Genomic DNA, 9153 nt, shown 5'->3' on the forward strand with positions numbered 1-9153 from the left:
ACCCCCACCACCACCGCGTCCACCCCGAACGCCGTCCGCAGCCCCCACGCCGAGGCCGCCGCGCTCAGCAGCGGAATGCCGAGCGTCGTGCCGAGTTGCTGGGCCGTGGTCACCAGGCCCGTCGCCAGGCCCTGCGCGGCGGGCGGGAGGCCGGCCGTGGCGGTGACGCCGTAGGCGACGACGGCCCAGAGGTTGCCGACGACGCCGGCGGAGGCCGCCGCCAGGGCCCACCAGGCGGCCGCGGTGCCGGTGCCGAGCCAGAGCAGCGGCACGGTGCTGACGGTCTGGAGCAGCAGCCCGCCGACCAGCGTGCGGTGGGCGCCGAGGCGGCCGATCACCCGGGAGGCGGTCAGCCCGGCGAGCGCGGCGAACAGGCCCTGCACGCCGAAGAGCAGGCCGGTGCGGAAGGCCGAGATGCCCAGCTCCTCCTGGAGGTAGAGGGTCAGCAGGAAGATCAGGGCGGTCATCGTCGAGACCGTCGCCAGCCCGCCCAGGTTCCCCCAGGCGACCGTGGGCCGGCGCAGCATCGGCAGGGGCACCAGCGGGTCGGCGACCCGGGACTCGACGACGGCGAAGGCGCCCAGCAGGGCCGCCGCGGCGACGAGCGCGACGATCACGTCGGGGCGGCCGAAGCCGTTCTCGGCCGCCGTAGACAGGCCGTAGACGAGGGCGAACAGCCCGCCGGTGACCGTCAGCGCGCCGGGCAGGTCGACCGGGCGGCGCCGGCCCGCCCGCGCTCCGGCGCCGTCGTCGGACGGCAGCGCGCCCGGGGCCACCACCAGGACCGCGGCTCCCGCCGCCGCGAGCAGGCCCATCGTGGACCGCCAGCCGAGGCCGTCCGTCAGCACCCCGCCGAGCACCATGCCGGTGGTGTAGCCGAGCGAGAGCAGGGTGCCGCTGATGCCCAGGGCCCGCTCGCGCTGCGGGCCCTCGGGGAAGGTGGTGGTCAGCAGGGCCATGCCGGTGGGGACGATCAGGGCCGCGCCGACGCCCTGGAGGGCGCGGCCGGCCAGGAACGAGGCGGGGTCCCAGGCGAGGGTGACCAGCACCGACGCCACGGTGAACACGCCGAGCCCCAGCAGGAACAGCCGGCGTCGGCCGTACCGGTCGGCGAGGCGGCCGGACAGCAGCAGGAGGCCGCCGGAGGGGAGAGCGAAGGCGGTGACGGCCCACTGGAGGTCCGCGCGGCCCATGCCGAGGTCGCCGCCGAGGACGGGCAGGGCGACGTTGAGGATCGAGAAGTCGAGAGTGACGACGAACTGGGCGGTGCACAGCACCAGCAACGTCAGCCGGGCCCGGGCGGACAGGGCGGGGGCGGGCTCCGTGCGGGGCGGCGCGGTGGCCGCGGGGACGGGGGCGTCGGACGTGTCGTACGGCATGCGCCCACCGTCGGTCGCCCGGAATACCGGCGGGGAGAGCGTGTTTATGGTGGCAGTCGGACTACCAGCCGGGGTGGCAGAGCGAGGGGGGACCCGTGACCACCGCATCGCGCGTAGGCGCCGGACGGCCGCACCGCCGTGAGGAACTGCGCCGTTTCCTGATGAGCCGGCGGGCCCGGGTGAGCCCGGCGGAGGCGGGCCTGCCGGCCGGAGGCGTCCGCCGGACGCCGGGGCTCCGGCGCGAGGAGGTCGCCGTGCTCGCCGGGGTGGGCACCACCTGGTACCAGTGGCTGGAGCAGGGACGGGACATCACCGTCTCGCCGCAGGTGCTCGACGGGGTCGCCCGGGTGTTGCGGCTGACGTCCGTCGAGCGGCGCCACCTCTACGTCCTCGCCGGACTGAACCCGCCGCTGCCCGAGTCCGGGCAGAGGCCGGACGACCTGTGCCCGGGGCTCCGGCGGCTGATCGACGGGTGGCTGCCCTGGCCCGCGCACATCCTGGACCCCTGCTGGAACACCGTGGCCCACAACGCGTCGGCGGCGCTCCTCTGGGGCTTCCGGCCGGGGGAGCGCCGCAACTGGCTGGCCGACTTCTTCACCGACCCGGCGTACCGGGCGGCTGCCCGGGAGGAGAACGCCCGTCGGCTCGTCGCCCAGTTCCGGGCCTCGCGGGGCGAGCGGCCGGGGTCGGAGGCGGCGGCGGAGGTGGCCGAGACGGTGGCCGGGCTGTGCGCGCTCAGTGAGGAGTTCGCGCGGCTGTGGGAGTCCGGGGACGTGCACCCCGAGGGGCAGCTGGTGTACGAGATCGACCATCCGCGTGCCGGCCGGCTCTGCTTCGAGAGCACTCCGTTGCGGGTGCCGTCCCGGCCGGATCTGACGATCGCGGTGCACTATCCGGTTCCGGGGACGGGGACGGCGGAGAAGGTGGAGGGGTTGCTCGCGGGGTGAGGAGGCCCCGGCCCCACCCTTTCACCGTTTCTTGCGGGGGCCCCGCACCCCCGAGCGCGCCTGCGGCGCGCGTCCTCAAACGCCGGACGGGCTGGATAGTGCGCCCTGGCGCACACGTCAGCCCGCCCGGCCAAGGCTCAGCGCCGCGCGCCCCGCCGCGTCCGCAGCCCCACCGCGACCAGGGCCGCCACCGCCGCCAGGACCGCGGCGTCCACCCCGAGCCCCAGCTTGATCCCGCCCAGCGCGGCACCGGTCGCGTCCTCGCCGTCCGACCGCAGCGCGGCCGTGTGGGCCGAGGCGAGGGCGCTGAGCAGCGGGATGCCGATGGTGAGGCCGATCTGCTGGGAGCTGGTCACCAGGCCGGTGGCGAGGCCCTGTTCGCCGTCCGGGAGTCCGGAGGTGGCGGTGACGCCGTAGGCGACGATGGCCCACAGGTGGCCGATGACGCCGAGCGAGATGGCCACCAGTGTCAGCCAGGCGCCGGACGAGCGGCCGATCCCGAGGAGCAGCGCGGTGCAGACCGCCTGGCCCAGCAGTCCGGCGACCAGGGTGGTGCGGGTGCCGAAGCGGGCGATCACCTTGGACGCCACCGTGCCGGAGGCCACCGCGACGACGCCCTCGACGCCGAAGACCAGGCCGGTGCGGAACGCCGAGAGGTGCAGCACGTCCTGGAGGTAGAGGGTGAGCAGGAAGATGGCGGCGGTCATCGTCGCGAACGTCGTCAGGCCGGCGAGGTTGCCGAACGCGACGGTCGGCCGGCGCAGCATCGACAGGGACACCAGCGGTTCGGCGGCCCGGGACTCCACGACGGCGAACGCGGCGAGCAGCACGAGTCCGGCGACGAGGGAGACGACGACGTCCGTCCGGCCGAATCCGCCCTCGGCGGCGGTGGACAGGGCGTAGATCACGGACAGCAGTCCGCCGGTGACGGTGACCGCGCCGGGGAGGTCGAGCCGGGGCCGCTCCGGCCGCCGGGACTCGGTGAGCAGGCCGGGGGCGAGCAGCAGCACGGCGACGCCGGCGACGCCGAGCAGGCCCATGGTGGAGCGCCAGCCGAGGGCGTCCGTCATGACGCCGCCGAGCACCATGCCGATGGTGAAGCCCAGGGACATCAGCGTGCTGCTGATGCCCAGGGCGCGCTCGCGCTGCGGTCCTTCGCGGAAGGTGGTGGTCAGCAGGGACATGCCCGTCGGCACGATGACGGCCGCGCCGAGGCCCTGGAGGGCGCGCCCGGCGAGGAAGGACGTGGGGTCCCAGGCGAGGGTGGCCAGGACGGAGGCAGCCGTGAAGAGGGTCAGTCCGGCGAGGAAGAGGCGGCGCCGGCCGTAGAGGTCGGCGATCCGGCCGAAGAGGAGCAGGAAGCCGCCGGAGGGGAGGGCGAACGCGGTGACGGCCCACTGCAGGTCGGCCCGGCTCATGCCGAGGTCGTCGCCGAGGACGGGCAGCGCGACGTTCAGGATGGAGAAGTCGAGCGCGACCATGAACTGCGCGGCGCACAGCACCAGCAGGACGAGTTTCGCGCGGGGGGTCATCCGGGCGTCGGCCGGTTCGGGGGCCGGTCCGGGGGCGGAAGCGACGATGGGGGAGGGGGACGTTTCGAGCGCCATGAGTCCACCTTCGGGCGCCCGGAATAAGGTCGGGGAGTCGGCACTTATGGTGGTGGCCGCACCACCAGACACACGGGAATGCGACGACGAGACGCGTAGGTACGGACGTGGACGTACACGACGCGGAGGAGGGGGAAACGTGCCGACACGCACGCATGCCGCCGGGGCGAACCGCCGTCCGGAGCTGCGCGACTTCCTGATGAGCCGGCGGGCCCGGGTGACCCCGGCCGAGGCGGGCCTGCCGGACGGCGGCGGCCGCCGCCGCACGCCGGGGCTGCGGCGCGAGGAGGTGGCCGTGCTCGCGGGGGTGGGCGCTTCCTGGTACCAGTGGCTGGAGCAAGGGCGGGACATCACCGTCTCTCCGCAGGTGCTGGACGCGGTGGCCCGCGTCCTCCGGCTGACCGGGAGCGAGCGCCGCCACCTGTACGTCCTCGCCGGTCTCAACCCGCCGCTGCCGGACTCCGTCGTCGACGATCCGGACCACCTGTGCGACGGCCTGATGCGGCTGATCGACGGCTGGCTGCCGAACCCCGCGCACATCATGGACCCCTACTGGAACACGGTCGCCTACAACGAGTCGGCCGCCGTCGTCATGGGCTTCCGCCCGGGGATCCGGCAGAACTGCCTGATCTCCTACTTCACCGACCCCGTCTACCGCTCGCGCGCCGCGAACTGGGAGCGGAACGCCGCGCACGTCGTCGCCCAGTACCGCGCCGCCTGCTCGCAGCGCCCGGATGACGAGGGGTTCGCGCTGATCGTCGAGGAACTGGCGGCGGAGAGCCCGGAGTTCGCGGAGCTGTGGGCCCGCAACGACGTACAGCCCGCCGGACAGCTCGGCAAGGAGTACGAGCACCCGGTCGCCGGCACCCTCTCCTTCGAGGTCACCGCGCTCCAGGTGCCGGCCCGGCCGGACCTCACGATCGTGATGCACAACCCGGTGCCGGGCACGGACACCGCCGAGCGGGTGGCCTGGCTCAACTCGCCGGAGACCCGGCGGGGCGGGCTGCGCTCCGTCTCGGTGGCGTGCTGAGCGGTGGGGAGCCGGCGGTGGGCGGCAGGTCGGTCGGCGATGGGTCGGCCGGTGGCGGGCGCCCCGGGCCGCTTCACTATCCTCGGCCCATGACGGAGATCACCGAGCTCGACCCCGAGGACCGCAAGCTGATCACGCTCGCCCGGGCCACCCGCGCCCGCAACGCCGTGCCGGAGGGCGCGGCCGTACGGGACGAGACCGGCCGTACGTACGTGGCCGGCACCGTCGCCCTCGACTCGCTGCGGCTGAGCGCCCTGGCCACGGCGGTGGCCATGGCCGTGGCCAGCGGCGCGCGGTCCCTGGAGGCGGCGGCGGTGGTGTCGGAGGCGACGGCCGTCCCGGACGCCGACCGCGCGGCCGTCCGCGACCTCGGCGGCCCCGACACCCCGGTCCTGCTCGCGGGCCCGGACGGCGTGCCGTCGTCGGTCGTCACGGCGGGCTGACGGGCTCCCGGCGGCGGGCCGGCCGGCTCCCCGCGTCCGCTGGTCGGCGAAGGGCGGGGGATCGGGGAGAATGAATCCCATGGACAAGGCTTCATCCCCCTCCCAGGCGCCCCACCGCGCGGGCTTCGCGTGCTTCGTCGGCCGCCCCAACGCGGGCAAGTCGACCCTGACCAACGCACTGGTGGGGACGAAGGTCGCCATCACCTCCAACCGGCCGCAGACCACCCGGCACACCGTGCGCGGCATCGTGCACCGCCCCGACGCCCAGCTCGTACTGGTCGACACCCCGGGTCTGCACAAGCCGCGCACCCTGCTCGGCGAGCGGCTGAACGACGTCGTCCGGACCACCTGGGCCGAGGTCGACGTGATCGGCTTCTGCCTGCCGGCCGACCAGAAGCTCGGCCCCGGCGACCGCTTCATCGCGGGCGAGCTGGCCGGGATCAAGAAGACGCCCAAGGTGGCCATCGTCACCAAGACCGACCTGGTCGACTCCAAGGCCCTGGCCGAGCAGCTGCTCGCCGTCCAGCGGCTGGGCGAGGAGCTGGGCATCGAGTGGGCGGAGATCATCCCGGTCTCGGCGGTGGGCGACCAGCAGGTCTCGCTCCTCGCCGACCTGCTGGTCCCGATGCTCCCCGAGAGCCCCCCGCTCTACCCCGAGGGCGACCTCACCGACGAGCCCGAGCAGATCATGGTCGCCGAGCTGATCCGCGAGGCCGCCCTGGAGGGCGTCCGCGACGAGCTGCCGCACTCCATCGCCGTCGTCGTCGAGGAGATGCTCCCCCGCGAGGACCGGCCGGCCGACAAGCCGCTGCTCGACATCCACGCCAACGTCTACATCGAGCGCCCCAGCCAGAAGGGCATCATCATCGGCCCCAAGGGCGCCCGCCTGAAGCAGGTCGGCATGAAGTCCCGCAAGCACATCGAGGCGCTGCTCGGTACACCCGTCTACCTGGACCTGCACGTGAAGGTCGCCAAGGACTGGCAGCGCGACCCGAAGCAGCTCCGCAAGCTCGGCTTCTAGGCCGCCGGGCGGGGGCTACGACCCGTCGTACGCCACCACCCGCCCGTGCAACGCCTCCGCGACCCGGCTGCCCAGCCCGTAGTCGCAGAGGTTGACCGTCCAGTTCCCGGCGGCGACGAGGGTCGCCGGGACGCCCTTGTAGGCGATGGCCTCCCGCAGCGTGCGGTCCCGGTCGGCGGGGGTGGCGTGCAGCGCGATCGTGGCGCAGTTGGGGGCGCCGGTCCGCTTCCCGGTGGTACACGTCATCGTCCCCCCGAGCTCCTCCGACCGCTCATCGCACCCGACGACCTCGCCGAGCGCGTCGGCCAGCGCGCCGAGGCTCTTGTACCGGGGCTCGTCCGGGATGCTCGGCAGCGGATAGTCAGGGATCTTCACCTTCTCCGGCGGGAGCACGACACCGTGCAGCGCCTTGGCAACCCGGGGCGCGAAGCGGGGCTCGGTGACGTTGATGTACCAGTTGCCCGCGGCGACGACGGTCTGGCTGAACGGGGCCTTGTGGCGCGCGGCGATCGAGTCGCCGTTCCGGTCCCGGTAGTCCTTCTGCCGTGTGTTGGCGACGTCGATCTGATTCTCGAACTTGATGCCGTTCAGTACGGACACGCAGTCCAGCCCGGTACCAAAGTCCGGGTCCGTCCTGCCCCTGCGCACGATCCGGCAGGGGAGCCCGGACTTGTCCAGGGCGGCCACCACGGCGTCGGCGTCGGCGAAGAGGGGCCCGTCCGGGACCCCGCCGGGCATGGGTATCAACGCCGGCCGCTTCTCCTCCTCCAAGACCCCGCACGAGGTGAGCAGTGCGGCGCTCATCGCCGCGGCCGCCGAGCGTCGCAGTCTTCGCCCTGTCAGCGGCGTGCTCGTCACTTGAGGCCCCGGCTCTCCGCCCGCTCCCGACTCACGCCCCCTCCCGCAGCACCGTCCTGATCAGTTCCCGTTGGTCCTCCGTGAGGTGGGGGTCCGCCAGGTGGATCTTGCGGTTGTCGACCGTGATCTCGTAGTGGAAGCCGTCGGGGACGCCGCGGGCGGGGGCGTCGCGGCCGGGGGCCAGGGCGCGGTGGGCGAGGGCTTCGAGGTGGGTGGCGTCGGGCCGTCCTGTGGTGTCCAGTTCGGCCCGGCGCTCGATCCCGGCGAAGCCGCCGGTCCGTGTGATGACGATCCGCATGGCGTCATTGTGGACCGCCGGGCACCGCCTTACGAGGTGGGGACCCCCACTTGGGCCCAGGCCTTGAGGACGGCGCGGGTCTCGTCGCCCTCGCCGTAGAGGGTGCGGGCCGCGGCGGCGGTCAGGCGGGCGAACGTGGCGAAGTCGGCGTCGGAGGCGAGCTCGCCGCCGGTGAGGGTGGCGTACCAGATGCGGCCGGCGCGCTCCCAGGCGTTGCCGCCGAGTTCGGTGGCCAGCAGGTAGAACGCGTGGTTGGGGATGCCGGAGTTGATGTGCACACCGCCGTTGTCGCGGGAGGTGCGGACGTAGTCCTTCATGACGGCGGGCTGGGGGTCCTTGCCCAGGCGGGGGTCGTCGTAGGCGGTGCCCGGCCGCTTCATGGAGCGCAGGGCGGTGCCGTGCACGCCCGGGGCCAGGAGCCCCTCGCCGATCAGCCAGTTGGCGTCGGCGGCGGTCTGCCCGAGGGCGTACTGCTTGATGAGCGAGCCGAAGACGTCCGACAGGGACTCGTTGAGCGCGCCGGACTGGCCGTAGTACTCCAGGTTGGCGGTGTGCTGGGTGATGCCGTGGGTCAGTTCGTGGCCGATGACGTCGACGGGGAGCGTGAAGTCGAGGAAGATCTCGCCGTCGCCGTCGCCGAAGACCATCTGGTCGCCGTCCCAGAAGGCGTTGTTGTACTCCTCGCCGTAGTGGACCGTGGCGTTCAGCGGCAGGCCGCGGTCGTCGATGGAGCGGCGTCCGTAGACCTTGAAGAACAGGTCGTAGGTGGCGCCGAGGCCCGCGTGGGCCCGGTTGACGGTGGCGTCCTGGCAGGGGGCGTCGCCTTCGGCGCGCACCTGGTCGCCGGGCAGCCGGGTGCGGTGGCGCGCGTCGTAGATCGTGCGCTGCGGGGTGTCGGCCGGGGCGGGCGTGTCGGCGTCGGCCTCGGTGGTGGTGAAGCCGCGGACGGCGATGACCCGGCGGCGGGTGCGGAGGGCGCCGTCATGTTCGAGGGTGCGGCGGGCGGGCTCGAAGTGGCGGGGGTCGTCGGAGGTGGCGAGTCGGTCGAGGACGTGTGGGGGGATGATCGAGCAGAAGGGACGGTGCTGGCGCAGGGTCCCGGTGGAGTCGCCATTCATGGCCGGAATGTCGCACAGAGTCACGCAGTTGTCACTGCCTGCCGTCGCGATTAACGAAAAAGTGTGCTTGGAGATTCTTTGCCCGGCCGGGCGTCGACCCGTCTGGTAACGCAGCGTGCCCGGCGGACCGGCGTCCCGCATGCTGATACGGGGAGACCGCGTTCCGCCCGCTTCGGCTACTGTGCGACGCATCATGCGTTGTGGGCTGCTTCTCCTTAGCTGCCGCGGCGAGGGTCTGTAGTCGTCGGCCGACCCCCTCCCCGCGGAGACCGGTGTTGCGGTGCCCGGCCCGGGAATCCCGGGATCCACCGCCCGCCCCGTCGGCCCCCCGGCTCCGTGACGGAGCCCGGGACCCCCGTGGAGCACCCGAGGAGACCCGCGCAGATGACCCCGCAGACGCCCCAGACCGTCCGCATCCCCGATTCCGTCGGCCGTCCCACCCCCCTCACCGC

Annotated in this window: 9 protein-coding genes; 4 read left to right on the forward strand and 5 right to left on the reverse strand. The window is 73.6% G+C overall.

What is annotated here, in order from left to right:
* Positions 1 to 1379: MFS transporter (locus ACSNOK_RS26390; RefSeq protein ID WP_436783272.1), on the reverse strand; the 1379-nt coding region annotated here is incomplete at its 3' end.
* Positions 1380 to 1474: 95 nt separating this feature from the next.
* Here ACSNOK_RS26390 and ACSNOK_RS26395 point away from each other — a divergent pair.
* A complete protein-coding gene (locus ACSNOK_RS26395) occupies positions 1475 to 2326 on the forward strand; it encodes a helix-turn-helix transcriptional regulator (RefSeq protein WP_436783273.1) in 852 nt (283 codons plus the stop codon).
* Positions 2327 to 2463: 137 nt separating this feature from the next.
* Here the strand turns inward: ACSNOK_RS26395 and ACSNOK_RS26400 are convergent, their stop codons facing one another.
* Positions 2464 to 3933: an MFS transporter gene (locus ACSNOK_RS26400; protein ID WP_436783274.1), complete on the reverse strand. Its 1470-nt coding sequence runs from the start codon at positions 3931 to 3933 to the stop codon at positions 2464 to 2466.
* 199 nt (positions 3934 to 4132) lie between these two features.
* On the opposite strand from ACSNOK_RS26400, the gene ACSNOK_RS26405 reads away from it, so the two are divergent.
* The 3 genes from ACSNOK_RS26405 to era all read left to right on the forward strand — a co-directional run bounded on the left by ACSNOK_RS26405 (position 4133) and on the right by era (position 6427).
* Positions 4133 to 4963 (forward strand): helix-turn-helix transcriptional regulator, encoded by an 831-nt coding sequence (locus ACSNOK_RS26405; RefSeq protein WP_436783280.1) that lies wholly within the window; start codon positions 4133 to 4135, stop codon positions 4961 to 4963.
* An 89-nt stretch (positions 4964 to 5052) separates the two neighbouring features.
* Positions 5053 to 5406 (forward strand): cytidine deaminase, encoded by a 354-nt coding sequence (locus ACSNOK_RS26410; RefSeq protein WP_436783275.1) that lies wholly within the window; start codon positions 5053 to 5055, stop codon positions 5404 to 5406.
* 79 nt (positions 5407 to 5485) lie between these two features.
* Complete coding sequence (era, locus tag ACSNOK_RS26415) at positions 5486 to 6427, forward strand: GTPase Era (protein WP_436783276.1); 942 nt, start codon at positions 5486 to 5488, stop codon at positions 6425 to 6427.
* A gap of 15 nt (positions 6428 to 6442) precedes the next feature.
* On the opposite strand, the gene ACSNOK_RS26420 is transcribed toward era, so the two are convergent.
* From ACSNOK_RS26420 to ACSNOK_RS26430, 3 genes are all read right to left on the reverse strand, one after another.
* On the reverse strand, positions 6443 to 7231 hold the full coding sequence (locus tag ACSNOK_RS26420; protein ID WP_436783277.1) for a hypothetical protein: 789 nt from the start codon (positions 7229 to 7231) through the stop codon (positions 6443 to 6445).
* 85 nt (positions 7232 to 7316) lie between these two features.
* A complete protein-coding gene (locus ACSNOK_RS26425; RefSeq protein WP_436783278.1) occupies positions 7317 to 7583 on the reverse strand; it encodes a protealysin inhibitor emfourin in 267 nt (88 codons plus the stop codon).
* Positions 7584 to 7612: 29 nt separating this feature from the next.
* Positions 7613 to 8701 (reverse strand): M4 family metallopeptidase, encoded by a 1089-nt coding sequence (locus tag ACSNOK_RS26430; RefSeq protein WP_436783279.1) that lies wholly within the window; start codon positions 8699 to 8701, stop codon positions 7613 to 7615.
* Between the last annotated feature and the right edge of the window lie 452 nt (positions 8702 to 9153).

Origin of the sequence: Streptomyces sp. URMC 126, from assembly GCF_051386555.1 — a bacterium.
In the GTDB taxonomy this organism is placed as follows: Bacteria; Actinomycetota; Actinomycetes; order Streptomycetales; family Streptomycetaceae; genus Streptomyces.